Below are 26,265 nucleotides of genomic sequence, written 5' to 3'. Positions count from 1 at the left end.
GGGTGCGGGCGGCGGGCACGCTCGCCACCGCGGCGCTGCTGCTGCCCCTGCTCGGCGCGGCCCCGCCGCAGGGCGCGGGCGCGGCCCCGTCCGCGCGCCTCCAGAACGCTTTCGCGGCCGCCGCGGCCGAGTACCAGGTCCCGCAGAGCGTGCTGCTCGGCGTCGCCTACCTCCAGTCGCGGTGGGACGCGCACGGCGGTGCGCCGAGTGTCACCGGGGGCTACGGGCCCATGCACCTCACCGACGCGCGGACGGCGCTGGCGCGCACCGTGACGCACGACCACGCGTCGGGCGACGCCCGCGGCGACGACTCGCGCGCCCCGCTGAGGGCCGCGGAGCCGGTGCCGACCGAGGCGCAGCTCCCGGCCCGGCTCAAGACGCTGGTCCGGGCCGCGCGGCTGACCGGCATCCCCGCCGCGCGCCTGCGCAGCGACGCCGCGGCCAATGTGCGCGGCGGCGCGGCGCTGCTCGCCGCCGCGCAGAAGGGGCTCGGCAAGCCGCTCAGCGCCGCGCCGTCCGACTGGTACGGCGCGGTCGCGACGTTCTCCGGGGCGGACGACACGGCGACCGCGGCGACGTACGCCAATGACGTCTTCGCGGTGATCCGCGACGGCGAGCGGCGGACCACGGACGCGGGCCAGGCGGTGACGCTCGCCGCCGACCCGACGGCGGCGCCGCGGGCCGCGCAGCTCAGGGCGGCCGGGCTGCGCAAGGCCGACACGTCCGGGACCGAATGCCCGCGGACCGTCTCCTGCGAGTGGATCCCGGCGCCTTACGAGGAGTTCGGCGACGGCGACTACGGCAACCACGATCTGGCGGACCGCCCCAAGGACCAGAGCATCGACTACATCGTCATCCACGACACGGAGGCGACGTGGGAGCAGACGCTGAAGCTGGTCCAGGACCCGACCTATCTGGCCTGGCACTACTCACTGCGCTCGACCGACGGGCACATCGTGCAGTCCATCAGGACCAAGGACGTCGGCTGGCACGCGGGCAACTGGTACGTGAACGCCAAGTCGGTCGGCCTGGAGCACGAGGGCTTCCTGGCGCAGCCCGACTCCTGGTACACGGAGGCGATGTACCGCTCGTCCGCGCGGCTGGTGACCTACCTCGGGAAGAAGTACGGCATCCCGCTGGACCGGCAGCACATCCTGGGCCATGACACGGTGCCGGGACCGACGACGTCGACGATCCCGTCCATGCACACGGACCCCGGCCCGTACTGGGACTGGGCGCACTACTTCGCGCTGATGGGCCGGCCGTTCCACGCCACGGCGGGCGCCCGGAGCGATGTCGTCACCATCAAGCCCGACTTCGCGCGGAACAAGCCGCAGTTCACGGGGTGCGCCAAGGCCGGTGAGGCGTGCGCGCCGCACGGTTCGAGCGCGGTGCGGGTCTATACGGCGCCGAGCGAGGACGCCCCGCTCGTCAAGGACATCGGGCTGCGGCCCGGCGGCCAGGACTCGACGATCGACGTGAACGACATGGCGTCGCGCGTCTCGACCGGCCAGCAGTACGCGGTCGCGGAGCGCCGGGGCGAGTGGACGGCGATCTGGTACCTGGGGCAGAAGGCCTGGTTCAAGAACCCGCGGAAGCAGCCGACCGCCGTCCCCGCCAGGGGACTCGTGGTCACGCCGAAGGCGGGCGCGAGCGAGGTGCCGGTCTACGGGCGGGCGTACCCCGAGGCCGCGGCCTACCCGGCGGGGATGACACCGCAGGCGATCTCCCCGCTGCCGTACAAGCTCCTGGCCGGCCAGCGCTATGTGACCGGCGGGCGGACGACGGGCGAGTACTTCTACTCGCCCACGTTCGACACGTCGACGCACACGGTGGTCAAGGGCAAGGACGTGTACTACGAGATCCAGTTCGCCCACCGGATCGAATATGTGCGGGCCGCCGATGTCCAGGTGGTCCCCGTCACGAAGTCCTGACCGCGTGTGCGTCCCGCCGCCGGCGCGTGGCTCCGGCGGCGGGGCCGGGGGGGGGCAAGGCCCTCAGCCCTGCTGGAACAGCTCCGCCGGCAGCGGCTTGAGCAGGGCGTACAGGTCGTCGGTGATCGGCCGGTCCCAGGACGCGATGGTCACGAGCACCTTGTCGCTGCGGTCGAACTGCACGCAGGAGATACGTGTCTCGGAGAGCTTCAGCCGCCGCACGATGAGAAGGTTGTCGCCCTGCATGACGGGGACGTCCTCCACGCCGGTGACCGTGACCTCCTCGTCGTTCTCCAGCGCGATGAGCAGCTGGGCGACCTCGAAGGGGATCTCGTCCTCGGCGATCTCACGGGCCGGGGAGCCCTCGGGCAGATTGCCGATGATCATCGCGGGGCCGCGGCCGCCGAACAGGTCGTAGCGCAGGAACACGCCCTGGCAGCTGCCGTCGGAGGCGGGCAGCAGGCCCGCGCCGAGATTGCCCGGCCAGTCGCCCGGATCCATGGCCAGGACGTCGAAGTCGGGGCCCGCGGGGGTCGCTGCGCGGCGGCGGAGGAAGGACATGCCGTCCATCGTACGTCGCCGGCGGGGGCGGTTCTTCCCGGGGTTTGCCGAGCGGGCCGCTCCCCGGGAGGCGGTGCGGAGCGTGCGGTGGGCACCGGCGTGGTGGCGGGTCGGCACCCCGGCCCCGGCGCTCGCGGGGCTACGGGCGCCGCTGCTCGTTGTCACCCACCGGCGTGCGCGTGAACGCGCTCGGCCGCGGCCGCTTTCCCGCCCGCTCAGCATGCCCGTCGCCGCGCCGCGCGGAGGGCCGCCGCCTACGCTTCCTCCGCTCCGTGCCGAGCGTGCTGGTCGGCTCGTGCCCCGGCCGGAGCCCGCTTCGGGTGGCTGACGTACTGCGCCGGGGGCGGCGGCGCACCGGCCCCTCAGCGTGTGCCGGGGCCTTTGACCGCCCGGGTCATGTGGCGTTCCGCGCAGAGGGGTTGTGGCGTTCGTGATGCCGGGCGACCCGGGCCCGGTTTCCGCAGGAGGGCTTGCACCACTCCTGGCGGGGGTGCTCCTTGAGGAAGTAGCGCACGCAACGCGGGGCGTGGCAGGCGCGCAGCCGCTGCCGGTCGGGGCCGGCGAGGAAGGTGAGCGCGGCGCGGGCCAGGACCGCGGTGAGCAGGTCGGCGGCGGGCACGTCGCCGGTGGCGACCTGCCGGAGCGTGGGCGCGCTGCGGTCTTCGGGCCACTCCAGGACGGGCACGGCGGGCACCCGGGCGGCGGCCGCGTTCAGCCGCGCCACGGCCTCGGCGGCGGGGAGCAGGCGGGCCGCGTCGGCGGGGCTGGGTTCGGCCGGGCGCACGGCGCGTGCGCACAGGGCGCGCACCGCGGCCCGCACGGCGCGGACCCGCCGCAGGTCTGCTTCGTCGCCGGTGTAGCCCGGATCCAGCGGCAGCCCGGCGGCGTGGGCCCGGACCCAGGCAGTGAGCCCCTCGGGGGTCGCCAGATCGTCGGCCACGCCACCGGCCCCGTCGTGGCGGAGGGTGAGGACGAGACCGAGGACGAGCCGGGTGCCGTCGGGCCCCGCCGCACTGATGTCACGCATGGTGTTAATGATAGGTTCCGCGTCAACCATTAGCGCCCGTCAACCCCGGCGGCCGGTGAGCGACGCCGGGGTTGGTGGCCGGTGTATATACGGGGGGATCGTGGGCGCGGGCACGCTCGACTACTGGCGGGCGGGGCTGGACTCCGTACCGGACGAGGTGTGGCGCCACCCCGCGCTGGAGGCCCTGCTGCTCGCCGACAACCGGCTGACCGAGCTGCCCGCCCGCATCGGCACCCTGACCCGCCTGCACACGCTGGACCTGGGCCACAACCGGCTGGCCTCGGTGCCGCCGGGCCTCGGCGGCCTCACCGGCCTGACCCGCTTCCTCTACCTGCACGACAACCGGCTGACCGAGCTGCCCGGCAGCCTCGGCGCCCTGGACCGGCTCGCGTACCTGAACGTCGGGGAGAACCGCCTGACGTGGCTGCCGCCGACGCTGGGATCGATGACCGGCCTCGTCGAACTGCGCGCCCAGCACAACAGGCTGACCGCACTGCCGGACACCGTCGGCGCGCTCACCGCGCTGCGGGAGCTGTGGCTGCGCGGCAACCGGCTCACGACCCTGCCCGCGTCCGTGAGCCGCCTCCACGAACTGCGGGAGCTGGAGCTGCGGGAGAACGCCTTCGACGCCGTCCCGCAGGCACTGCGCGGCCTTCCGCTGCTGCGCAGGCTCGACCTGCGCGGCAACCGCCTGTGTGAACTGCCCGGCTGGATCGCGGAGTTGCCCTCCCTGGACAAGCTCGACCTGCGCTGGAACCCCGTACGCGTCGCGCCCGGCCTGCTCGACGAGCTGGCCGGACGCGGCTGTGTCGTCCTGCGCTGAGCGGGCGGCCGCTCAGCCGCGCTCCGCCGGGGTGGGCGGCACGACGGCGACCGGGCTCGCCGCGTGGAGCAGCACCGCCTGGGTGACCGAGCCGAGGATCGGTGCGGGGCGGGTGAAGCGGCGGCGGTGGCGGCCCACGACGACCAGGTCGGCCTCGCGCGAGTTCGCCACCAGATGGCCGGCCGCGTCCCCGGCCGCGATGAAGAGGTCGACCTCTACTTCAGGGTGAGACCTCCGCCGGCCGGCGACCGCCTCGCCGGCGAGGCGCAGCGTCTCTCGTTCGGCGGCCTCCTGGTCGACGGTGGTCGGCGCGAAGTCACCGAAGGCGGTCCAGCCGAGCGACGGCCACGGGTAGGCGGCGACCACCTGGACGCGTGCGCCGGTCCGCGCGGCGTGCTCGAAGGCGAAGCCCAGCACTGTGTCGTCCGGGTCGTCGGTCTGCACCCCCACGACGACGCGGGGCCCGGGCCGCACGGGCACCTCGCCGTGCACCACCCGGCCCGGCGGCGGCACCACGACGACGGGGCAAGCGGCGTCCCGCGCGGCCGCCACCCCGTTCGACCCGAGCAGCAGGCTGGCGAAGCCGCCGCGCCCGCGCGAGCCGAGCACCAGCAGCCGCGCCTCGGTGCTCATCTCCGGCAGCACCGCGGCGGGCAGCCCCTCGCGGCTGATGAACTCCAGGGGTGGCGGGCCCTCGCGCCCCTCCAGTGCCTTGCGTACGGCCCCGATGACCTGGTCGTCGGCGGGCTCGTCGGGTCCGGCGACGAGGACGGCGGGCTGGAGGCCGGGAGCGTACTGCCGCACATGCACGATGCGCAGATCGGCCTCGCGCCGGGCCGCCTCGGCGAGCGCCCACTCCAGGGCTCGTCTGCTGTCGTCCGACCCGTCGACGGCGGCGACGACGGGCAGGTGGTGCGGCGTGCTCATGATTCTTCGCCTCCGACACCGGGCACGCGCTCGCGCCCGCATTGAACGGCTGTTCCTGTGGTCAGGCTCGCTCACCTGAGGGCCGGAGGACAGGGCCGAAGGTCACGTGTCGGAAATCGGCGGAAAAACGATGGACCGGCGCGCGCCTCCGGCTCCTGAGGCGAACGCCGCCGTGCCGGGGCTCGCTAGGTCAGGTCGAAGTCGCCCTCGCGGGCGCCGAGCACGAACGCCCCCCACTCGTCGGGGGTGAAGATCAGCGACGGGCTCTGCGGGCTCCCGCTGTTGCGCATCGCGATGAATCCCTCGACGAACGCGATCTGGACATCGCCCGCCCCCTTGCTGCTGGAGCGCCAGTCCGCCTTGCTCAGGTCCAGGTCCGGCTTGTGCCACCCCATGAGCGGGTGCTGGTCGATGATGCTTTCGGCCACGTCGGTGCTCCTCCCGGTTCGTCGTCCGTGCGTCAGCCTAGCGATCGGCGCCTACGCCGCACAGGCCACGAAAGCGGCGATCTCCCGCGGGCGGTCGCCAGGGTGCCGTGGGGCGCTCACCGGGTGGGCGGCTCGGCGCCGACGAGCCACATGGAGAAGAACTGCGATCCGCCACCGTAGGCGTGCCCGAGCGCCTTGCGGGCGCCGTCGACCTGGTGCTCCCCCGCCTGTCCGCGTACCTGGAGTGCGGCCTCGGCGAAGCGGATCATGCCGGAGGCGCCGATGGGGTTGGTGGACAGGACGCCGCCCGACATGTTGACGGGCAGGTCCCCGTCGAGTTCGGTCACGCCCGCCTCGGTGAGTTTCCAGCCCTCGCCCTCGGCGGCGAAGCCCAGGTTCTCCAGCCACATCGGCTCGTACCAGGAGAAGGGGACGTACATCTCGACGGCGTCGATCTCGCGGCGCGGGTCGGCGATGCCCGCCTGCCGGTAGACGTCGGCGGCGCAGTCCTTGCCTGCCTGCGGTGACACGAAGTCCTTGCCGGCGAAGAGCGTGGGCTCGCTGCGCATGGCGCCGCCGAGCAGCCAGGCGGGCGGCTTGGGCGAGCGGGCCGCACCGGCACGGTCGGTGAGGACCATCGCGCAGGCGCCGTCGGAGGACGGGCACGTCTCGGAGTAGCGGATGGGGTCCCACAGCATCGGGGACGCCTGGACCTTCTCCAGGGTGATGTCGTGCTCGTGGAGGTGGGCGTAGGGGTTCTTCAGCGCGTTGCGCCGGTCCTTGTAGGCGACGAGGGAGCCGACGGTGTCAGGCGCGCCCGTGCGCCGCATGTAGGCCCGTACGTGCGGCGCGAAGAATCCGCCGGCTCCCGCCAGCAGGGGCTGCTGGAAGGGGATGGGGAGCGAGAGCCCCCACATGGCGTTGGATTCCGACTGCTTTTCGAAGGCGAGGGTCAGGACGGTGCCGTGGACGCGGCCCGCGACGAGATTGGTGGCGACCAGCGCGGTCGAGCCGCCCACGGACCCGGCGGTGTGCACCCGCAGCATCGGCTTGCCGACGGCGCCGAGAGCGTCGGCGAGGTAGAGCTCCGGCATCATGACGCCCTCGAAGAAGTCGGGCGCCTTGCCGATGACGACGGCGTCGATGTCGGCCCACGTCAACTCGGCGTCCAGCAGCGCCGCTCGGGCCGCCTCGCGCACCAGACCGGCGAGGGAGACATCGCGGCGGGCGGCGACGTGCCTGGTCTGTCCGATCCCGACGACGGCCACGGGCTCCTTGGCGGTGCTGCTCATCGCGGGACTCCTCCTTCTTGTCCTTCTTGCCCTTCTCGTCCTTCTGGTCCTTCTGGTCCTTCCAGTACGGCGACCAGGTTCTGCTGGAGGCAGGGCCCGGAGGTGGCGTGGGCGAGCGCCCGGCGGGAGACGCCGCGGTGGATGCGGGCGGCGGCCTCACCGATGCGGATCAGCCCGGCGGCCATGACCGGGTGGGCGGCCAGGGCCCCGCCGGACGGATTGACGGTGACGTCGTCGCCGAGCCGCAACGCGCGGCGCAGGACGACCTCCTGCGAGGTGAACGGGGCGTGCAACTCGGCCGTGTCCACCGGGCGTTCGAAGAACCCGGCGTGCTCGGCGGCGAGCCGGGTGGACGGCGAGTCGGTCAGATCGCGGACGCCGAGACTGTGCGCCTCGATGCGGTGATCGAGGCCGCGGATCCAGGCGGGCCGCTCGCACAGCTCGCGGGCGCGGTCCCCGGCGGCGAGGATCACGGCGGCCGCGCCGTCCCCGACCGGCGGGCAGTCCCCGGTGCGCAGCGGCTGTATGACGTAGTCGCCCTGCCGGACACCGGCGCCGCGCAGCTGAGCGTGCGGATTGCTCGCGGCGGCGCGGCGGCTGCGGGCGGCGATCCCGGCCAGGGCGGGCTCGTCGATGTGGCCCCCGTCGATCAGAGCCTGCGCCTGGAGCGCGGCGAGCGCGACGGAATCGGGCCACAGCGGGGCGACGTAGTACGGATCGAGCTGCCGGGTCAGCACGTCGCGCACCGAACCCGGCGAGGACTTCCCGTACGCGTAGACGAGCGCGGTGTCGGCGTCGCCGGTCAGCAGCTTGGTCCATGCCTCGTACAGCGCCCACGCGCCGTCCATCTCCACGTGCGACTCGGAGATCGGCGGCCAGGCGCCGACGCCGTCGAGCGCCATGGTGAAGGAGAAGGCGCGCCCAGCCAGATAGTCGCTCGACCCCGAGCAGGTGAAGCCGATGTCGCTGGTCCTCAGCCGGGTCGCGTCGAGTACCTCGTGCAGCACCGGCATCAGCAGCTCGACCTCCGACTGTTCGTCGGTGGTGCGCCGGTGGTCGCTCTGTCCGAAGGCGACGACGGCGATGTCCCGGATCGGCGGCCGCATTCAGATCAGCTCCTTGTACATGTCGTAGTCGGCGTCCGGTTCTCCGGTGGGCCGGTAGTGGTCCGGGTAGCGCCCGCCCTCGCTCCACACGGGCTCCACCCGCAACCCCATGCGCACCTCGTCGTACGGGATGCCGGCGATGCGGCCGTGCAGGGCGAGGTCGGCGCCGTCCAGGGCGATGTGCGCGTAGACGTAAGGGAGTTCGATGTCGAGGTTCTTGGCCTTGACGTTGACGATGCAGTACGTGGTGACGGTGCCGGCCGGGCCCACCTCGACCTGCTCGGTGGTGGCGACGCCGCAGGTGGGGCAGGCGCCGCGGGGCGGGACGTAGACCTTGCGGCAGGAGGGACAGCGTTCGCCGACGGTGCGGCGGTCGGCGAGGGCGTTGATGTACCGGCTCTGGGCGGCGCCGGGGCTGTAGGTGTAGTCGAGGCGGGCGGGGGCGACGATGCCGGTGACGGGGTCGTCGAACGCGGCCGTGTACGGGGTGACTTGGGCCGACGCGGAGGTGGAGTCGTCCGGCTCGAAGCAGGCGATGTCGGTGATGGCGCCGGCCCGTTCCGCCGCCCAGCGGACGCGGACGCGCAGGCCGGTGCGGACGGCCTCCGGGCCGGGGGCGTCGAGGGCGTGCAACAGGGCGGTGTCGGCACCGTCGAGTCTGACCAGGACCCAGGCGAAGGGGGCGTCGAGGGGCTGGCCGCGGCGGGGTTCGGGGTTCCAGGCCCAGGTGGTGACGGTGCCGGTGGCTCCGACCTCGACCAGGTCGCGCAGTTCGTCGGCGGTGACGGGGTCGTACTCGACCGGCGGCACGAGGACGCTGCCGCTCGTTGTCCGTACCCCGAGTACCGTGCGGTGGCGCAGGCCGGTCAGGAACGCGCTCTGGACGGGGCCCAGGGAGCGGGTGAAAGGGAACTCCACGACGAGGGGTGCGCGGAGTACGTCCGGCCGGGGGGCGGTTGACATCTGGGCTCCTTCGAATTCCGGGGTCGCTTGTACCTGTGGGTGGTCGACCGCGCCTCCCGTCGTGGTTGCTCGCGCAGTTCCCCGCGCCCCTGGGGCACGCGGCCGCGTCGCCGCCTCATCAAGGCGCCCCGACGAGATGGCGCACGAAGTGCGCATCTCAGGGGCGCGGGGAGCTGCGCGAGAAGCCCCACCGCCCGAACAACCACCCTTGAGGGGCGCGGGGAACGGCGCGACAAGCCCCACCGGCCGGCAGCCAAACAACCACCCTTGAGGGGCGCGGGGAACGGCGCGACAAGCCCCACCGGCCGGCAGCCGAACAACCACCCCTAAGGGGCGCGGGGAACTCCGCAAAAAAGACCGCCCCGCACCCACAAACCCGGCATCCACAAACCCCGCCCCCCACCTGTCACCGCCGCCGGAACACCGCACCCCGCTTCTCCGCGAACGCCCGAACCCCCTCCCCCGCATCGGCGGTGTCGAAGACCGGCCACCCCCGCTCCAGCTCGGCCGCCAGCCCGTCTTTCTCCGTCAGGTCCGCCGCCTCGTAGACGGACGCCTTCACCGCCTCCACGGCCAGCGGCCCACACGCGTTGATCCGTTCCGCGATCTCCAGCGCCGCGTCGAGCGCCGTCCCGTCCGGCACCACCCGCCCCACCAGACCGATCGCGGCCGCCTCCGCAGCCGGATAGGCCCGCCCGGTCAGCAGCATCTCCAGCGCGTGCGTCCGCGGGATCTGCCGCGGCAGCCGCACCGTCGAGCCGCCGATGGGGAACAGCCCGCGCCTGACCTCGAAGAGCCCGAACGTCGCCGACTCCCCCGCGACCCGGATGTCGGTGCCCTGCAAGATCTCCGTGCCGCCCGCCACGCAGTAGCCCTCCACCGCCGCGACGACCGGCTTGCGCGGGCGGTGATGGCGCAGCATCGCCTTCCAGTGCAGGTCCGGGTCGGCCTTCAGCCGGTCCCGGTACCGCTCTCCCGCCATCCCCTTCCCGGCCAGCGCCTTGAGGTCCATCCCTGCGCAGAAGGACCCGCCCGCCCCGGTGAGGACGACCGAGCGGATCGTGTCGTCGGCGTCGGCCTCGAGCCATCCGTCGTAGAGGCCGACGAGCATCGGCAGGGACAACGCGTTCTTGGCCTCGGGCCGATTCAGCGTGAGCACGAGCGTCGCACCCTCGCGCCGCACGTCGAGATGGTCGGTCCCACCCGTGACACCCATGACTGCCTGCCCTCCGGTCGGCCGGCGCCCTGCGGCGCCCGAGGTGCTGCCCTTGAGACCAGAACAGGTTGCAGGAGGCGGCCGACCAGTTCAAGAGTTTTCTGACACTCAGTCAGTTTTCTTCGGTGGGGCCTCTTCCGCCTTGTATCCGTCTCTGCTCTGATGACGGCCACACGAGATGGGGCGACGGTCAGGAGGAGCGGTGGAGTACAACCTTGCCGACCTGTTCGAGTCGATCGTCGACGTGGTCCCGGACCGTGAGGCGCTCGTCCACATCGACCACCCCGGCACGGGCGCGGAGCGCAGGCTGACCTACGCGCAACTCGACGCCGCCGCCAACCGCGTCGCCCACCATCTGACCGACAGCGGCCTGCGCCCCGGCGACCATCTCGGCCTGCACCTCTACAACGGTGTCGCGTACCTCCAGACGGTGCTCGGCTGCCTGAAGGCCCGCGTCGTACCGGTCAACGTCAACTACCGGTACGTCGAGGAAGAGTTGGCGTATCTGTACCGGGACGCCGACCTGGCCGCGCTCGTCTTCGACGCGGAGTTCACCCCGCGCGTGGCGGCCGCGCTGCCCCACGCGCGGAAGCTGCGGCACCTGGTGCGCGTAGGGGCACCGGCACCGGACGCGCCCGCACTCGACGCCGTGGACTTCGCGCGAGCCGAGGAAGGCGCGTCGTCCGGGCGCGGATTCGGGCCACGCTCGGCGGACGACCAGTTCATCATCTACACGGGCGGCACGACCGGCATGCCCAAAGGTGTGATGTGGCGTCAGGAGGACCTTTTCTTCTCAGGGTTGGGTGGGGGTGCGCCGACGGGTGAGCCGGTGGCCCGGCCCGAGGAGCTGGCGGAGCGGGTGGCCGCCGGCGGCGAGGGGATCACGTTCTTCCCCACTCCCCCGCTGATGCACGGCACCTCCACCCTCACCGCCTTCATCGGCTTCCACTTCGGCCAACGCGTCGTCATCCACAGCAAGTTCGTGGCGGAGGAGGTGCTGCGAACGATCGAGAAGGAGCGGGTGACGAGCGTGTCGCTGGTGGGCGACGCGATGCTGCGCCCGCTCATCGACGCGCTGAGCGGCCCGCTGAAGGGCACGGACTGCTCCTCGCTGTTCAGCGTCTCCTCGTCCGGAGCGATCATGTCGGACACGGTGCGCGCCCAGTTCCAGGCGCTCGTCCCGGACGTGTTGCTCCTCAACAACTTCGGCTCGTCGGAGTCCGGCTTCAACGGCACCGCGACGGACGACTCCGGGGCGGGCCGGGGTTTTCGCCTGCGGGTCAACTCCCGTACGCAGGTGGTGGATCCCGCGACGCACGAGCCGGTCGGCGTCGGCCAGGTGGGCCGCGTCGCCCAGCGCGGGCACGTACCGCTCGGCTACTACAACGACCCGGGGAAGACCGCCGAGACCTTCTTCCACAAGGACGGCGAGCGGTGGGTGCTCCTCGGTGACATGGCCACCGTCGACGAGGACGGCGTCGTCGCCGTCCTCGGCCGCGGCTCGCAGTGCATCAACACCGGCGGCGAGAAGGTCTATCCGGAGGAGGTCGAGCAGGCCCTGAAGGCGCACCCGGACGTCTACGACGCCCTGGTCGCCGGGGTCCCCGACCCGCGCTGGGGCCAGCACGTGGCCGCCGTCGTCCAGCTCAGGACCGGCGCGCCGGCACTGACCCTGGACGCGGTACAGACCCACTGCCGCCCGCGCCTCGCGGGGTACAAGATCCCCCGGCAGCTCGTCGTCACCGAGAGCGTCCAGCGCTCGCCGAGCGGCAAGGCGGACTACCGCTGGGCGCGGGCGGTGGCCGCCGCCTCGGCGGACTGACCGGCGGGGCGGCGCGCGGTGAGCACCGGCTGGTAGAACCCGGTGCCGTGCGGCGCGTGCCAGGTGGCCTCGGTGGAGCCGGCGTCCTCCACATGGGCCGTCAGCTGCCGTCGGGTCAGCGCCCAGTAGGTGGTGCGGCACTCCCGTACCAGCCAGTCGTCGTCCTGTCCGGTCAGCTGGATGTGCCGCAGGTCGTAACGCTCGCCGTCCTCGTGCCGGCGCCAGAGCTGGAGCGTGACCGTCTCCCGGCCCTCGGCGTCCGTCGTGACCTGGGGCGGGGGCGCCGCGGGCCGGGTGCGGCGTGCCTCGTCGTAGTCGCGGACCGTGACCAGCAGCAGCCCCGCGGGACGGAGCACGCGGCGCAGCCCGGTCAGCGCCGTGTGCAGGTCACCGACGGTGAGCAGGTGCGGCAGGGAGTTGTCGGCGCAGACCACCGCGTCGAACGTGCCGGCGCCGCACGGCAAGGCGCGCAGGTCCGCGGCGGCGGTGGGCAGCGGCACCGCGCGTGCCGCCGCCTCCACCGCGGCGCGGGCCGCCGCACGCGGGCTCAGGTCGGTGCCCACGACCCGGTGACCGCGCCGGGCCAGACCGATGGCCTGGGTGCCGATGCCGCAGGCGGCGTCCAGGAGCCGGTGCGGACCTGCGCCGAGAGCGCGCCCCAGCAGTGCGTCGAGGGCGCTCGCCTGGCGCGCCATGCTCGCGTCCCAGGCCGGGAAGATCCGGTGGTGGTCGGGGGCGAGTTCGTCGTAGAAGCGGCGCACGGAAGACACGGCGGCACCTTAGGCGAGCTGACGCCTGTCGTAATCGGGTTGCCCGCCCGTCACCGCCCTGCTGGAGTGCGGGGATGGATCATCGTGCGGTACGGGCCCTGTTCGACCGGCAGCTGCGGCGTGAGGCCCGCCCCGACGAGCCGGGGGCGCGGGTCGAGCGTGTAGGCGACGTCGTACGGCAGGTCGGTCCCGGCGCCGGGTGGAACGGGGTGCTGTGGTCCGCGCTCGACACGGCAGGGGCGGACGCCGCCATCTGCGAACAGGTGCGGTCCTACCGGGAGTTGGGTGTCGAGGCGGAGTGGAAGGCGTACGGGCATGACCGCCCCGGCGATCTGGGGGCCCGGCTGACCGCCGCCGGGTTCGTGGCCGGGGCGCGGGAGACGCTGCTCGTGGCGGAGACGGCCGGTCTGGCCACCGGCATCGCCACGCCGGCCGGGGTCCGGCTGCTGCCGGTGACCGAGGAGGCGCACGTCGCGCTGGTCGAGCAGGTGCACGAGCGGGCGTTCGGCGGCGGCCGCTCCTTCGCCGGGCACCAGGTGCGGCGGCAGCTCGCCGCCGACCCGGCGACGGTGCCCGCCGTGCTCGCCCTGCACGGGGACGAGCCGGTCGCCGCCGCCCGCCTCGAACTCCACGCGGGCACGGACTTCGCGAGCCTGTGGGGCGGCGGCACGGTGCCGGGGTGGCGCGGGCGCGGGATCTACCGCTCGCTCGTCGCCTTCCGGGTGCGGATCGCGGCCGAGCGCGGCTTCTCGTACGTGCACGTCGACGCCCTGCCGTCCAGCAGGCCCATCCTGGAACGCCTGGGCTTCGTGGCCCTGGGCACGACGACCCCGTACGTGCTGGGGCCCGCGGACCCGGCGGAGAGTCACCCGCCCGAGAGGAACTCCGCGACCCGCGCCACGAAGAACTCCTCCCCGTCCAGCCAGGGGTAGTGCGCGGCGCCGGGCTGCACGACGACGCGGGCGCGCGGGTAGCAGGCGGCCGCGCGGTGGACGAGGTCGGGACAGGGGCCGCCGTCCAGGGCGCCGGCGAGCAGCAGCACGGGGGCGTCGAGGCGGGCCAGCGCCGCGCGGGTGGCGGGCGGGTCGTAGGCGCCCTCGGCGGCGTAGCGGATCTCGGCGCGTTCGTTGGTCTGGTCGTCGGTGCGTGCCGCGTGCGCCCGGGCGCGCTCGTCCCAGCGCCCGTAGAAGAAGGCGTCGTAGCAGTAGTCCGCGTCGTCGCGTCCGGCGAGCAGCTTCTCGTACTCGGGGTACGCGGCCTCGAACCACGGCTCGTGGCGCCGCAGGCGGGCGGCCGCGCGCCGCTCGTCGGGGCTCGCCGCAAGGCCCAGGGCCCGCTGGGCGGAGGTGACGAGGACGAGCCGGGCGATCCGCTCCGGGTACCGCGCGGCGTACAGGGCGGCGAGGTTGCCGCCCGCCGAGTGGGCGAGGAGGTCGACGCGGTCGAGTCCGAGGTGGCGGCGGAGCGCTTCGACGTCGGCGACCTGGCGGTCGCAGCGGTACGTCGTCTCGTCGCCCGGCACCGCCGAGTCGCCGGTGCCGCGCAGGTCGAGGAGGTACAGGGTCCGGTGGGCGGTGAGGCCGCCCAGCTCCCCGAGGTAGACGGAGGCGCGCATCGGGCCGCCGGGCAGGCAGATCAGGGGCGGGCCGGAGCCGCGGACGTGGCAGGCCAGCTCGGTGCCGTCCGGCGCGGTGAACGTGAACATGGCGTGATCCTCACAGCGGGGAGTGCGCGGCGGCAAGAGCGGCCGGGGCGGGCGCGCCCGGCGCCGCCCGGGAGCGTTCCCGCCGCCCGCCGGCCGGGGCCCGGAGCCGGGGCTCCGGCCGATCCGTCGTGTCGCATGTCTTGACGTGATCGGCTCGGCCTTGAATTACTGACGGCCAGCAGGTCAACCGAATGATCGGTCGGTAGTGCGGGAGTGCGGCAGATGACGTCGACGACGACGCGGTGGTGGGACGAGGGCGAGCGGCTGGGCGCCGCGGAACTGCGGGCGCTTCAGCTGGAGCGGTTGCGCGCCACGCTGAGCCGGGTCTACGAGCGGGTGCCGTTCTACCGCGCGGCGTTCGACAAGGCGGGGGTGCGCCCCGAGGACTGCGGGTCGCTCGCGGATCTCGCGCGGTTCCCGTTCACCACCAAGGCCGATCTGCGGGACAACTATCCGTTCGGGCTGTTCGCCGTGGACCGGAGCGAGGTCCGGCGGCTGCACGCCTCCAGCGGGACGACCGGCCTGCCCACCGTCGTCGGGTACACCGAGGACGATCTGTCGATGTGGGCCGACATGGTGGCGCGCTCCATCCGGGCGGCGGGCGGCAGGCCCGGCCACACGGTCCATGTGGCGTACGGGTACGGCCTGTTCACCGGCGGTCTCGGCGCGCACTACGGCGCGGAGCGGCTCGGCTGCACCGTCGTCCCGGCGTCCGGGGGCATGACCGCCCGCCAGGTCCGGCTGATCCTGGACCTGGAACCCGAGATCATCATGGTGACGCCGTCGTACCTGCTGACCCTCCTGGACGAGTTCGAGCGACAGGGTGTCGACCCGCGCACCACGTCCCTGAAGGCCGGCATCCTCGGCGCGGAGCCCTGGACGCAGGAGATGCGGCGCGAGATCGAGGAGCGCTGCGGGATCGACGCCGTGGACATCTACGGCCTCTCCGAGGTGGTCGGGCCGGGTGTCGCGCAGGAGTGCGTCGAGACCAAGGACGGTCTGCACATCTGGGAGGACCACTTCTACCCCGAGGTCGTCGACCCGGTCACCGGCGAGGTGCTGCCGGAGGGCGAGCCGGGCGAACTGGTCTTCACCTCGCTGACCAAACAGGCGATGCCGGTGATCCGCTATCGGACGCGGGATCTGACGCGGCTGCTGCCGGGGACGGCGCGGCCCGCGTTCCGCCGGATGGAGAAGATCACCGGCCGCAGCGACGACATGGTGATCCTGCGCGGGGTGAACCTGTTCCCCTCCCAGGTCGAGGAGATCGTGCTGCGCACGCCGGGCGTGGCCCCGCACTTCCAGCTCCGGCTGACCCGGGAGGGCCGCATGGACGCGCTGACGGTCCGCGCGGAGGCGCGGCCGGACGCGACGTCCGCGGAGCGGTCCGCGGCGGCGCGGGCCATCGCGGCGGGGATGAAGGACGGGACCGGCGTGACGGTGGCGGTCGAGATCGTCGATCCGGGGACGCTGGAACGCTCGGTCGGCAAGATCAAGCGGATCGTGGACCTGCGGCAGGGCTGAGAGCCCCGGGTCCGCCGGACACCGGGCCCGCAGGTCACTCCGGTGCGGCGAACCGCTCCCGCAGCTCCCGCTTGAGGATCTTCCCGCTCGCGTTGCGCGGCAGCGCGTCCACGAAGACGACGCGTTTGGGCGCCTTGAAGTGGGCGAGCTTCTCGCGCGCGTGGGCGAGGAGTTCGGCCTCCGTGACGTCCTGGGCGTCACGGGCGCGGACCACCACCGCCGTGACCGCCTCGATCCACCGTTCGTCGGGAAGGCCGACGACCGCCGTCTCCGCGACGCCCGGATGGGTGTAGAGCGCGTCCTCGACCTGGCGCGAAGCGACCAGGACACCACCGGAGTTGATGACGTCCTTGACCCGGTCGACGACCGTGAAGTAGCCCTCGCTGTCGCGCACGGCGAGGTCGCCGGAGCGGAACCAGCCGTCGCGGAAGGCCGCCGCGGTCTCCTCGGGTTTGTCCCAGTAGCCGTCACAGAGCTGCGGGGAGCGGTAGACGACCTCGCCCGGTGTCCCGTCGGGCACGTCCTTGCCCGCGTCGTCGACGGTCTTCGCCTCGACGAACAGCACGGGCCGCCCGCACGAGTCCATCCGGCCCTCGTGTTCGTCGGGCCCGAGGACGGTGGCGAGCGGGCCGATCTCACTCTGTCCGAAGCAGTTGTAGAAGGCCAGTCCGGGCAGCCGCTCCCGCAGCCGTTCCAGGACGGGCACGGGCATGATCGACGCGCCGTAATACGCCTTGCGCAGGCCGGTGAGGTCGCGGGTGGCGAAGTCGGGGTGCCGGGAGAGGCCGATCCACACGGTCGGCGGCGCGAAGAGGCTGTCGGCCTCGCCCGCCTCGACGAGCGCGAGGACGCGGGCGGCATCGGGCGCGTCCAGGATCGTGCTGGTGGCTCCGACGGCGAGGTAGGGCAGCAGGAACACGTGCAGCTGCGCCGAGTGGTACAGCGGCAGCGCGTGGACCGGCCGGTCCGCGGCCTTCAGGTCCAGGGCGTGGATGGCGCTGACGTACGCGTGGACGAGCGCCCGGTGCGTCATGCGGGCGCCCTTGGGCAGCGCCGTCGTGCCGGAGGTGTAGAGGAGCTGGACGAGGGCGCCGGCGGCCGGCGGCTCCCCGTCCCAGGGTGCGGCGGCCGCCAGCCGGGCGAGCAGGGAGTCGTCCGCGTCGCGCAGCGCCAGCGTCCGGACACCGCGGGGCAGCCGGTCCGCGAGTGCGGGGTCGGTGAGCACGAGCGTGCTGCCCGACTGCCCGACGAGGTAGGCGAGGTCGTCGCCGGTCAGGTTCTGGTTGACGGGGACGTGCACGAGGCCGGCGCGGGCACAGGCCAGGAACCCGATGAGGTACGCGTCGGAGTTGTGCCCGTAGGCGCCGACCCGGTCGCCGGGCGCGAGGCCCAGGCCCCGCAGGACGCCGGCCGCGCGCGAGACGGCGTCGTCCAGTTCCTCGTAGGTCCAGGAGCGTGGTCCGTACCGCAGGGCGGTGCGCAGGGGGGTGCGGCGGGCGCTGCGCCGCAGGACCCCGTCCACGGTGCTGCCTGCCGCCGCGGCCGCCGGTGACGTCGTCATGGCGTGATCCTGTGCGCCCGGGGACGCCAGGTCAAGACGTGTGCGCGCGCCCCTCGGCAGCCGACAAACCGGCCGGTACGCTCAACGTCCAGTGCCCGCACCGTAGTCGGGGGCACGATGCGCATCCGGCCGATCCGGCTGGGGCACCGCCGTCGCACGGTCCTCGGCATCGCTCTGCCGACCGCGTTCGCCACCACGGCCACGGTGCCGCCGGCCGGCCCGAACGCCCGCACGGCGGCGGCCTGTCCGCCACCATCCGCTCCACCGAGTACGGCATTGCGCACATCCTCACCAGGGACCAGGCGGACCTCGATTTCGGCAATCTGCGCGCCTCGGACACCGCGCTCGGGGTTCGACGCCGCTCGGCAAGGCCATGCACCCGGGCGTCGGGCGTCGCGGTGCTCGACGGTTCGCGCGGGGAGTGCGCGCTCGGCCGGGACAAGGACGCGGTGCAGCCCGGGATCTTCGGCCCGGCGAAGATGCCGGTCCGCAAGGACGCCCCGTACGCGGAGAACTCCAACGACAGCGCCTGGCTGGTCAACGTTGACACGGCGCAGCCCGCCTTCGCGGTGGCGCTCGCCGAACTGCGGGGCGCGGGCATCCCGTTGGACAGGCGGCTCGGCGCACACCAGTCCGTGGTGCGGGCCGGGGAGCGTGTCCCCGTGCACCGGCGGCGCGGAGGCCCTCGGCGTGCGGAACAAGATCGAACCCACCTGGGACCCGGCGGGCGGCGGCTATACGGGGGGCATGCACGGCTCCAGCTACATCCAGGCCGTCGGCTGGGACGGCGGGAGCTGCCCGGTGGCGCGGACGCTCCTGACGTACTCCCAGTCCTCCAACCCGAACTCGCCGCACTACAGCGACCAGACCCGCCTCGTCTCGGACAAGAAGTGGGTCACGGAACGCCTCTGCGAGCAGGACATCCGGCGCTCGCCCGCCCTGAAGGTGGTCCGGGTCCACGGCTGACCCGGGAGCGGGACCGCACCCCGGCAAGGGGGCGGGCCCGGGTCACACCGCCCGGGTCCGCCCTTCCCAGTACGGGTCGCGCAGCCGCCGCTTGTAGAGCTTGCCGTTGGGGTCGCGGGGCATCGCCGCGATGAAGTCGATCGTCCTGGGCCGCTTGTAGTCCGCCAGGTGCCGTGCGCAGTGGCCGAGCAGCTCCGCGGCGAGCGCGGCGTCCGGGGCCCGCCCCTCGGCGGCCTCCACCACCGCCTTGACCTCCTCGCCCCAGTCGTCGTGCGGGATACCGAACGCGGCGGCGTCGGCGACGGCCGGGTGGCTCAGGAGCGCCGACTCGATCTCGGCCGGGTAGATGTTGACGCCGCCCGAGATGATCATGTCGATCTTGCGGTCGCGGAGGAAGAGGTAGCCGTCCTCGTCGAGGAACCCGAGGTCGCCGACGGTGAAGAAGTCGCCGATGCGGTTCTGCTCCGTCTTGCCCGCGTCCTTGTGGTACGCGAATCCGCCGGTGTTCATCTTCAGGTAGACGGTGCCGAGTTCACCGGGCGGCAGGCGTTCGCCGTCGTCGTCGAGGACCGCCAACTCGCTGATGGGCCAGGCCTTTCCTACCGTGCCCGGCCTCTTCAGCCACTCCTCGGCGGTGGCGAAGGCCCCGCCCCCCTCGCTCGCCGCGTAGTACTCCTCGACGCAGCCTCCCCACCAGTCGATCATCGCGCGTTTGACGTGGTCGGGGCAGGGCGCGGCGCCGTGGATGGCGTGCCGCATGGACGTGACGTCGTAGCGGTCCCTGACCTCCTGCGGGAGGGCGAGCAGACGGTGGAACTGGGTGGGCACCATATGGGTGTGGGTGCACCGGTGGGCGTCGATGGCGCGCAGCATCCCCTCCGGGGTCCACTTGTCCATGAGGACGACGGGGTGCCCGATGTTCAGCGCGGCCCCGGCGAACTGGAGCACCGCCGTGTGGTAGAGCGGCGAGCAGACCAGGTGGACGTTGCCGTCGAACGGCTTGATGCCGAAGATGCCGAGGAATCCGCCGAGGTAGGCCTCTTCGGGGAGCTTGTTCTGCAGCGGGCGGCGGATGCCGCGCGGGCGGCCGGTCGTCCCGGACGTGTAGTTCATGACCCAGCCGAGGGTCCGCCCGTCCGGCGGCGATTCCGGTTGTCCCGCGAGGAGTTCGGCGTAGGGGCGGAAGGTGTCCACGGCTCCTACGGCGTACCGGTGCGTCGCGGGGAGCCGCGCCTCGCCGGTGGCGGCGCGGGCGGGCTCGGCGAAGCGTTCGTGGGCGATCAGCACCTTGGCCCCGGAGTCGGCGACGATCCAGGCGATCTCCGGGCCGACGAGGTGGTGGTTGACGGGGACGAGGTAGAAGCCGGCCTGCGAGGCGGCGAGGTAGGCGGTGAGGAACTCGACGCCGTTCGGGAGGACGACGGCGAAGGCGTCGCCCTGTTCGAGCCCGGCCCGGCGCAGCCCGTGCACCATTTGGTTGGCGGCGGCGTGCAGGCGTCCGGCGGTCCAGCTCTCCCCGTCCGGGGTGGTGAGGACGGTGCGGGCGGGATCGGCGGTGGCCTGCGCCCAGAAGCCGTTGGGAAGGGTACTCATCGGGCCTCTCCTCTTGTAGGTGTGCCCCGGCGTCCGGCGGGTTCGGTGTTCTTGCCGGTGCGGCGCGCGTCGTGGACGGTGGCGCAATCCCCCGCACCCCTGAGAGGCGCACTTACGTGCGCCCTGATGGAGCTGCGGCGAAGCCGCATGCTTCGGGGGCGCGGGGAACTGCGCGCCGAGCCACGACGAGAGCCGCACCCGCAGACCGCCCCCACCGGACTACGGCTCCCCGGCGGCCCGATTGAGCCGACCGACCGCCACCTCGAACCCCCGGGTCAACTCGTCGAAGACAGCCCGCACGCTCCGCTCCTCGTTCATCCGCCCCACGATCTGCCCCACCGGCGTGCCGAGCAACGGCTCGACCTCGTACGTCTGGATCCGGGAGACCGCGTCGGCGACCAGCAGCCCCTGCAACGGCATCGGCAGGGCCCCGGGCCCGGCCGGGTCGTCCCAGGCGTCCGTCCACCGCGTACGCAGCTGCCGCGCGGGTTTCCCGGTCAGCGCGCGCGAGCGCACCGTGTCGCCGGAGCCCGCGGCGAGCAGTTTGCGGGTGAGCGCGGGGGAATTCAGCTCGGCTTCCGTGGTGGTCAGCCAGAGCGAGCCGAGCCAGACGCCCTGCGCGCCGAGCGCGAACGCGGCCGCGGCCTGCTGTCCGCTGCCGATGCCGCCGGCGGCCAGCACCGGGAGCGGGGCCACGGCGTCGACGGCCTCGGGGGTCAGCACCATGGAGGCGATCTCGCCGGTGTGGCCCCCCGCCTCGTACCCCTGGGCGACGACGATGTCGATGCCCGCGTCGGCGTGTTTGCGGGCGTGACGGGCGCTGCCCGCGAGCGCGGCGACGAGGACGTCGTGCTCGTGGGCGCGGGCGATGACATCGGCCGGGGGTGAGCCGAGCGCGTTGGCGAGGAGCCTGATCGGGTAGTCGAAGGCGACGTCGAGCTGGCCGCGGGCGACCTGCTCCATCCAGCCGGTGATACGCCAGCCGGACGGCTCGCCCGGGGCGAGTTCGGGCACGCCGTGCTTGGCCAGGGTCTCCCGGACGAACTGCCGGTGGCCCTCGGGGATCATCGCCTCGACCTCGGCCTCGCTGACACCCTCGACCTTCTTGGCGGGCATGACCACGTCCAGGCCGTAGGGCCGGCCGTCGGCGTGCGCGTGCAGCCAGTCCAGGTCGCGGGCGAGGTCCTCGGGCGCCGTGTAGCGGACCGCGCCGAGCACGCCGAAGCCCCCGGCCCGGCTGATGGCGGCGGCCACCGCGGGGAACGGCGTGAAGCCGAAGACGGCGTGCTCGATCCCCAGTTTCCTGCTCAGCTCCGTCTGCATGCGCGCAGGATGCCGCAGCGGACCGGACGACGGAAGAGGTTTTCTGATGCTGCGTCAGATTACTGCCGGATCCCCGCGGCCTTCGCGGTGGTTGACACGAGGCCGTACTGACATGAAAGTTTCACCCGACCAGCGAGATCCCGAAAGATACTTTCAGGAGGCCCGTTCATGACTTCAGGGGACCAGGACAGATCACAGGGCGGCCTCACCCGGCGCCGGTTCGGCTCCGCCGGGCTCGCCCTGGGCGGCGCCCTCGCCCTCGCCCCGTTCCCGGCGGGCCCCGCGACGGCCGCCGGCGACGCGGGCAAGGAGCGGCGCCGGCCCACGCTGCGCCGCGGTTCCCCCGAGCGCGCCGGTCTGCTCGCCGGACACCTGCGGCAACTGGTCGCGGACGCGGAGAAGTTCCTCGGCCCCTCTCCCAAGCACCCGTGGTACGCGGGCGCGGTGCTGCTCGCGGGACGCGGCGGGACGGTGGCCCTGCACCAGCCCATCGGCAAGGCGGTGCGCTACGCGCACTACGACGAGGCGACCGACACCGGGGTCGAGTTCCCGGCGGAGGAGCAGATCGACATGGCGGAGGACACCGTCTTCGACATGGCCTCGGTGTCGAAGCTGTTCACCTCGATCCTCGCCGTGCAGGAGATCGAGCGCGGCGCGCTGGAGCTGGAGGCGAAGGTCGCCGCCTACCTCCCGGACTTCGCTGGCGCGGGCAAACAGGACGTGACCGTCCGTCAACTCCTGACGCACACCTCGGGGTTTCGCTCCTGGATCCCGCTCTACACGGAGCCCACGCGCGCGGGCCAGCTCCGGCTGATCTGGAACGAGGCGCTGCTCCACCCGCCCGGCACCGCGTACCTCTACTCGGACCTCAACCTGATCTCCCTCCAGCTGGTCCTGGAGAAGCTCACCGGCAAGAGCCTCGACGTGCTGCTGCGCGAGCGGATCACGGGGCCGCTCGGGATGGCCCGCACCCGCTACAACCCGCCCGCCTCCTGGAAGCCGGAGATCGCCGCGACGGAGGACGCCCGCGCGCCGTGGTCCGGCCTGGACCGCGGCCTGGTGTGGGGCGAGGTGCACGACGAGAACGCCTTCGGTCTCGGCGGCGTCGCGGGCCACGCCGGGGTCTTCTCCACCGCGTGGGATCTCGCGGTCCTCGGCCGGACCCTCCTCAACGGCGGGGTCTACGGCGACGCCCGCATCCTCTCGGAGAAGTCCGTGGAGCTGATGTTCACGGACTTCAACACGGCCTTCCCCGGTGACGAGCACGGCCTGGGCTTCGAGCTGTACCAGCACTGGTACATGGGGGCCATGGCGACGCCGCGCACCGCGGGCCACACCGGGTTCACCGGCACCTCGATCGTCCTGGACCCGACGACCGACTCGTTCCTCATCGTGCTGGGCAACTCCGTCCACCCCGTGCGCACATGGCGATCCGGCTCCGCACCCCGGGTCGCCGCGGGCAACAACATGGCGCGCGCGGTCGCGGTGGACCCCGCGCACGGCCGCACCGCCTGGTTCTCCGGCATGACGAGCGCGGCCTCGGCCACCCTGACCCTGCCGGACCTGCCTCTGACGGCACCGGACGCCCGGCTGACGTGCTCCCTGTGGTACGACACGGAGCCGCACGCCGACACCCTCTTCCTGGAGGTCTCCACGGACGGCGGCGCGTCCTGGAAGCCGCTCCCCTTCACCACCGACCGCGAAGGCGCGCACCCGTCGGGCACCGCGGACGGTTACGCGGACCGTGTCTGGCACCGCCTCGGCGCGGACCTCGGCGGCTTCCGCGCCGCCGCCACGCGCGTGCGGTGGCGGTACACCACGGACCAGCTGTACGTGGGCCGCGGCGTCTACGTGGACGGCGTGCGGGTCACCGACGGCCGCCAGGTCGCCTTCGACGAGGCCCGTCCGGCCGACTCGTCCCGCATCGAGACGGTGGGCTGGACGGCGTCCCGGGACTGAGAACCGGCCTCTCGACCCGCCCGGGGGTCAGCGGCCGAGCACCGCCATGGCGGCGTTGTGCCCGGGAATGCCACTGACCCCGCCGCCGCGTACGGCGCCGGCGCCGCACAGCAGGATGTTCGGGTGCGCCGTCGCCACCCCCCAGCGGCCCGCGCCGTCCTGCGCGTACGGGAAGGACAGCGGGCGGTGGAAGATGTTGCCGCCGGGCAGGCGCAGCTCGCGCTCCAGGTCCAGCGGGGTCTTCGCCTCGACGCAGGGCCGGCCGTCGGCGTCCTGCGCGAGGCAGTCGGCCAGCGGCTCGGCGAGGTGGGCGTCGAGCTGCGCGAGCGTAGCCGTCAGGAAGGCGTCGCGCGCGGTGTCACCGGCGCCGGTGAACAGCCTTGCGGGCGTGTGCAGTCCGAAGAGGGTGAGGGTCTGGTAGCCGCGCGCGACGAGGTCCGGGCCGAGGATCGTCGGGTCGGTCAGGGAGTGGCAGTACAGCTCGGACGGCGGCGCGCTGGGCAGCTCGCCGGCGGCGGCCTCGGCGTACGCGGTCGCCAACTCGGTGTACCCCTCGGCCACATGGAAGGTCCCCGCGAACGCCTCACGGGGGTCGACTGCGGTGTCCTTCAGCCGCGGCAGCCTCTTCAGCACCATGTTGACCTTGAACTGCGCGCCCTCGGCCGGCTCCGGCGCGCCCTCGCCCAGGAGCCGGGTGAGCTCCTGCGGGGAGGCGTTGACGAGGACGTGCCGGGCGGCGACCGTGCCCTCGCCGTCCCCGCTCCGGTACGTCACCTCGGCGCCGCGTCCGTCGGTCTCGATCCGGGTCACTTCACGGCCGGTGACGAGGTCCGCGCCGGCCGCGCGGGCCGCCCCGGCGAGGGCGTCGGTGAACGCGCCCATGCCGCCGACGGGCACGTCCCAGTCACCGGTGCCGTTGCCGATCACGTGGTAGAGGAAGCAGCGGTTCTGGGCGAGCGAGGGGTCGTGGGCGTCGGCGAACGTGCCGATCAGCGCGTCGGTGAGGACGACGCCGCGCACCAGGTCGTCCGTGAAGCGCTCCTCGATGCCGACGCCGACGGGCTCCTCGAAGAGCAGCCGCCACGCCTCGTCGTCGCCGACGCGCTCGCGCAGCGCGGCACGGGTCGGCAGCGGTTCCGTGAGCGTGGGGAAGACGCGCTCGGCGGCGCGCCGGGTCGTCGCGTAGAACCGGCTCCACGCCTCGTACTCGCGCTCCCCGCCGGTCAGCCGGGCGAACGCGGCTCGGGTGCGCGCGGGCCCGCCGCCGACCAGCAGCCCCGTGGGGCGGCCGGCGCGGACCGTCGGCGTGTACGAGGACACGGTCCGCTGCCGCACGGCGAAGTCGAGCCCCAGCTCGGCGACGATCTTCCTCGGCACGAGGCTCACCAGGTACGAGTACCGGGAGAGGCGGGCGTCGACGCCGGGGAAGGGCCGGGTCGAGACGGCGGCGCCACCGGTCGCCCCGAGCCGTTCGAGGACGGCGACGGTGCGGCCGGCGCGGGCGAGGTAGGCGGCGGCGACGAGGCCGTTGTGGCCCCCGCCGACGATGACGACGTCGTACCGGTCCGTGCCCGGTCCTTCGGCGATCGACACGGCAAGCCCCTCCGAGGGTAGGCACGGCGAGCCCCTCCGGCGGGCGGGGAGCGGGGACCGGGGCGCGGCCCGGCGACCTCAGCCGCGATTCTGTCCCCGCTGTGGCGGCTGGGCAACACGGCGACACGACCCGGCCGCCGGCAGGGGTACTGCCCGCGGCTCAGCCGGAGGTGCCGGCGCTCCCCGCCCGGGCGCCTCGCCTAGTCCCGGCCGCCCGCCTTGTACGGGGCCGGGCGCGCGCCGGGGCCGAGCCGGGCCATGGCGCGCAGGATGTGCTTCGGGGGCAGTTGCCAGCGCACCCGGTCGGGCACGCTGCGCAGCACGGTGCCCAGGGCGCGCAGCCGCCGGGTGGTGACGGCCGGGGCGGGGGCGGGCCGCCCGTACAGCTCGTGGGCGTACGGGGGCAGGGAGGCGTACGCCAGGCCGGCCACGCGTCGCCACAGCACCTCGCGCGCCGGGGCCAGCAGGGCGGGCGTGGGCGGGCGGCGCAGGAAGTCGTCGACGGTCCGGGCCTCGGGCCCTGCGGCGAGTTCGGGCCGCACCCTGTCGAAGTACCGCGCCAACTCGGCCTGGTTCGCGGGCACCTGGGCCGGATCGAGGCCGACGAGACGGGCGCTGGTGCGGTGTTCGGCGAGGTACCGGTCGGCCTGCGCCTCGGTCAGCCGAAACCCCGAGCGCCGGGCGACGTGCAGGTAGGAGTCGATCTCGGCGCAGTGCACCCAGAGCAGCAGCGCGGGTTCGTCGACGCCGTACCGCTCCCCGGTCTCCGGGTCGGTGGCGGTCAGCCGCCGGTGGATGCCGCGGACCCGGGCGCCCGCCTCCTCCGCCGCCTCCGCGGTGCCGTACGTGGTCGTCCCGACGAAGCTCGCGGTGCGCATCAGGCGGCCCCAGGCGTCCTGCCGGAAGTCGGAGTTCTGCATGACGCCGCGGACGGCGCGCGGGTGCAGCGCCTGGAGGTACAGGGCCCGGATGCCGGCCACCCACATCATCGGGTCGGCGTGCACCTGCCAGGTCACCGACCCGGGCCCGAACAGCCCCGGATCCGCCGCGTCCGCCTGCACCCTCTCGCACCTCCCACCGTCACCGTGCCCGTTCCGTCCAGCTTACGCAGGGGGCCATGGCGACGGCCGGCTCCGCCGGCGGGTGCGCTCGCCGCTGCGGCCGCGGCGGTC

General features: G+C 73.5%; 22 protein-coding genes. 7 read left to right on the top strand and 15 right to left on the bottom strand.

The window, feature by feature from the left end:
* Nucleotides 1-35: 35 nt before the first annotated feature.
* Nucleotides 36-1,934, top strand: coding sequence for an N-acetylmuramoyl-L-alanine amidase (locus ABZY33_RS24715; protein ID WP_356493870.1), 1,899 nt, complete (start codon nt 36-38; stop codon nt 1,932-1,934).
* 63 nt (nt 1,935-1,997) lie between these two features.
* Here the strand turns inward: ABZY33_RS24715 and ABZY33_RS24710 are convergent, their stop codons facing one another.
* Together ABZY33_RS24710 and ABZY33_RS24705 are read right to left on the bottom strand one after the other, a co-directional pair.
* Nucleotides 1,998-2,495, bottom strand: coding sequence for a hypothetical protein (locus ABZY33_RS24710; protein ID WP_356493840.1), 498 nt, complete (start codon nt 2,493-2,495; stop codon nt 1,998-2,000).
* 394 nt (nt 2,496-2,889) lie between these two features.
* The gene (locus ABZY33_RS24705; RefSeq protein WP_356493839.1) at nt 2,890-3,522 is read right to left on the bottom strand and encodes a CGNR zinc finger domain-containing protein; all 633 of its coding nucleotides are present in this window, start codon (nt 3,520-3,522) and stop codon (nt 2,890-2,892) included.
* Nucleotides 3,523-3,622: 100 nt separating this feature from the next.
* Between ABZY33_RS24705 and ABZY33_RS24700 the strand changes: the two genes are divergently transcribed.
* On the top strand, nt 3,623-4,345 hold the full coding sequence (locus tag ABZY33_RS24700; RefSeq protein ID WP_356493838.1) for a leucine-rich repeat domain-containing protein: 723 nt from the start codon (nt 3,623-3,625) through the stop codon (nt 4,343-4,345).
* Nucleotides 4,346-4,357: 12 nt separating this feature from the next.
* Here the strand turns inward: ABZY33_RS24700 and ABZY33_RS24695 are convergent, their stop codons facing one another.
* The 6 genes from ABZY33_RS24695 to ABZY33_RS24670 form a co-directional block, all read right to left on the bottom strand.
* A complete protein-coding gene (locus tag ABZY33_RS24695; RefSeq protein WP_356493837.1) occupies nt 4,358-5,272 on the bottom strand; it encodes a universal stress protein in 915 nt (304 codons plus the stop codon).
* A gap of 185 nt (nt 5,273-5,457) precedes the next feature.
* Nucleotides 5,458-5,700 carry a DUF397 domain-containing protein gene (locus tag ABZY33_RS24690; RefSeq protein WP_356493836.1) on the bottom strand — a complete coding sequence of 81 codons (243 nt, stop codon included), beginning with the start codon at nt 5,698-5,700 and terminating at the stop codon, nt 5,458-5,460.
* 116 nt (nt 5,701-5,816) lie between these two features.
* Complete coding sequence (locus ABZY33_RS24685) at nt 5,817-6,992, bottom strand: thiolase domain-containing protein (protein WP_356493835.1); 1,176 nt, start codon at nt 6,990-6,992, stop codon at nt 5,817-5,819.
* On the bottom strand, nt 6,989-8,098 hold the full coding sequence (locus tag ABZY33_RS24680) for a thiolase domain-containing protein (protein WP_356493834.1): 1,110 nt from the start codon (nt 8,096-8,098) through the stop codon (nt 6,989-6,991). The genes ABZY33_RS24685 and ABZY33_RS24680 overlap by 4 nt, the downstream gene beginning before the upstream one ends.
* A complete protein-coding gene (locus tag ABZY33_RS24675) occupies nt 8,099-9,061 on the bottom strand; it encodes an OB-fold domain-containing protein (RefSeq protein ID WP_356493833.1) in 963 nt (320 codons plus the stop codon).
* Between the two features lie 406 nt (nt 9,062-9,467).
* Entirely contained in the window at nt 9,468-10,277 is an 810-nt protein-coding gene (locus ABZY33_RS24670; protein ID WP_356493832.1) for a crotonase/enoyl-CoA hydratase family protein, read from the bottom strand.
* 202 nt (nt 10,278-10,479) lie between these two features.
* Between ABZY33_RS24670 and ABZY33_RS24665 the strand changes: the two genes are divergently transcribed.
* Nucleotides 10,480-12,099 carry an acyl-CoA synthetase gene (locus ABZY33_RS24665; protein WP_356493831.1) on the top strand — a complete coding sequence of 540 codons (1,620 nt, stop codon included), beginning with the start codon at nt 10,480-10,482 and terminating at the stop codon, nt 12,097-12,099.
* On the opposite strand, the gene ABZY33_RS24660 is transcribed toward ABZY33_RS24665, so the two are convergent.
* Nucleotides 12,057-12,869: a class I SAM-dependent methyltransferase gene (locus tag ABZY33_RS24660; protein ID WP_356493830.1), complete on the bottom strand. Its 813-nt coding sequence runs from the start codon at nt 12,867-12,869 to the stop codon at nt 12,057-12,059. The two genes, ABZY33_RS24665 and ABZY33_RS24660, sit on opposite strands and share 43 nt — an antisense overlap.
* 74 nt (nt 12,870-12,943) lie before the next feature.
* On the opposite strand from ABZY33_RS24660, the gene ABZY33_RS24655 reads away from it, so the two are divergent.
* Nucleotides 12,944-13,801, top strand: a complete 858-nt coding sequence (locus ABZY33_RS24655; RefSeq protein ID WP_356493829.1) for a GNAT family N-acetyltransferase — start codon at nt 12,944-12,946, stop codon at nt 13,799-13,801.
* Here ABZY33_RS24655 and ABZY33_RS24650 read toward each other — a convergent pair.
* Nucleotides 13,735-14,574, bottom strand: a complete 840-nt coding sequence (locus tag ABZY33_RS24650) for an alpha/beta hydrolase (RefSeq protein ID WP_356493828.1) — start codon at nt 14,572-14,574, stop codon at nt 13,735-13,737. The genes ABZY33_RS24655 and ABZY33_RS24650 overlap by 67 nt on opposite strands.
* A gap of 222 nt (nt 14,575-14,796) precedes the next feature.
* Between ABZY33_RS24650 and paaK the strand changes: the two genes are divergently transcribed.
* Nucleotides 14,797-16,098 (top strand): phenylacetate--CoA ligase PaaK, encoded by a 1,302-nt coding sequence (paaK, locus tag ABZY33_RS24645; RefSeq protein ID WP_356493827.1) that lies wholly within the window; start codon nt 14,797-14,799, stop codon nt 16,096-16,098.
* A gap of 34 nt (nt 16,099-16,132) precedes the next feature.
* On the opposite strand, the gene ABZY33_RS24640 is transcribed toward paaK, so the two are convergent.
* A complete protein-coding gene (locus ABZY33_RS24640; RefSeq protein WP_356493826.1) occupies nt 16,133-17,659 on the bottom strand; it encodes an acyl-CoA synthetase in 1,527 nt (508 codons plus the stop codon).
* Between the two features lie 117 nt (nt 17,660-17,776).
* Here ABZY33_RS24640 and ABZY33_RS24635 point away from each other — a divergent pair, with 117 nt between their 5' ends.
* Nucleotides 17,777-18,625, top strand: a complete 849-nt coding sequence (locus ABZY33_RS24635; RefSeq protein ID WP_356493825.1) for a penicillin acylase family protein — start codon at nt 17,777-17,779, stop codon at nt 18,623-18,625.
* Between the two features lie 42 nt (nt 18,626-18,667).
* Here ABZY33_RS24635 and ABZY33_RS24630 read toward each other — a convergent pair whose 3' ends face one another.
* Complete coding sequence (locus ABZY33_RS24630) at nt 18,668-20,218, bottom strand: acyl-CoA synthetase (RefSeq protein ID WP_356493824.1); 1,551 nt, start codon at nt 20,216-20,218, stop codon at nt 18,668-18,670.
* A 219-nt stretch (nt 20,219-20,437) separates the two neighbouring features.
* Entirely contained in the window at nt 20,438-21,541 is a 1,104-nt protein-coding gene (locus ABZY33_RS24625) for a nitronate monooxygenase (protein WP_356493823.1), read from the bottom strand.
* Between the two features lie 168 nt (nt 21,542-21,709).
* Between ABZY33_RS24625 and ABZY33_RS24620 the strand changes: the two genes are divergently transcribed.
* Nucleotides 21,710-23,500, top strand: a complete 1,791-nt coding sequence (locus ABZY33_RS24620) for a serine hydrolase (RefSeq protein ID WP_356493822.1) — start codon at nt 21,710-21,712, stop codon at nt 23,498-23,500.
* A 27-nt stretch (nt 23,501-23,527) separates the two neighbouring features.
* Here the strand turns inward: ABZY33_RS24620 and ABZY33_RS24615 are convergent, their stop codons facing one another.
* Together ABZY33_RS24615 and ABZY33_RS24610 are read right to left on the bottom strand one after the other, a co-directional pair.
* Complete coding sequence (locus ABZY33_RS24615; RefSeq protein ID WP_356493821.1) at nt 23,528-25,093, bottom strand: NAD(P)/FAD-dependent oxidoreductase; 1,566 nt, start codon at nt 25,091-25,093, stop codon at nt 23,528-23,530.
* Nucleotides 25,094-25,293: 200 nt separating this feature from the next.
* A complete protein-coding gene (locus ABZY33_RS24610; RefSeq protein ID WP_356493820.1) occupies nt 25,294-26,154 on the bottom strand; it encodes an oxygenase MpaB family protein in 861 nt (286 codons plus the stop codon).
* Nucleotides 26,155-26,265: the final 111 nt, after the last annotated feature.

It is taken from the genome of Streptomyces sp. NPDC006552, from assembly GCF_040611655.1.
Taxonomy (GTDB): Bacteria; Actinomycetota; Actinomycetes; order Streptomycetales; family Streptomycetaceae; genus Streptomyces.
The sequence above is the reverse complement of the archived record's forward strand: the minus strand, read 5'-3'. Positions and strand labels throughout refer to the sequence as shown.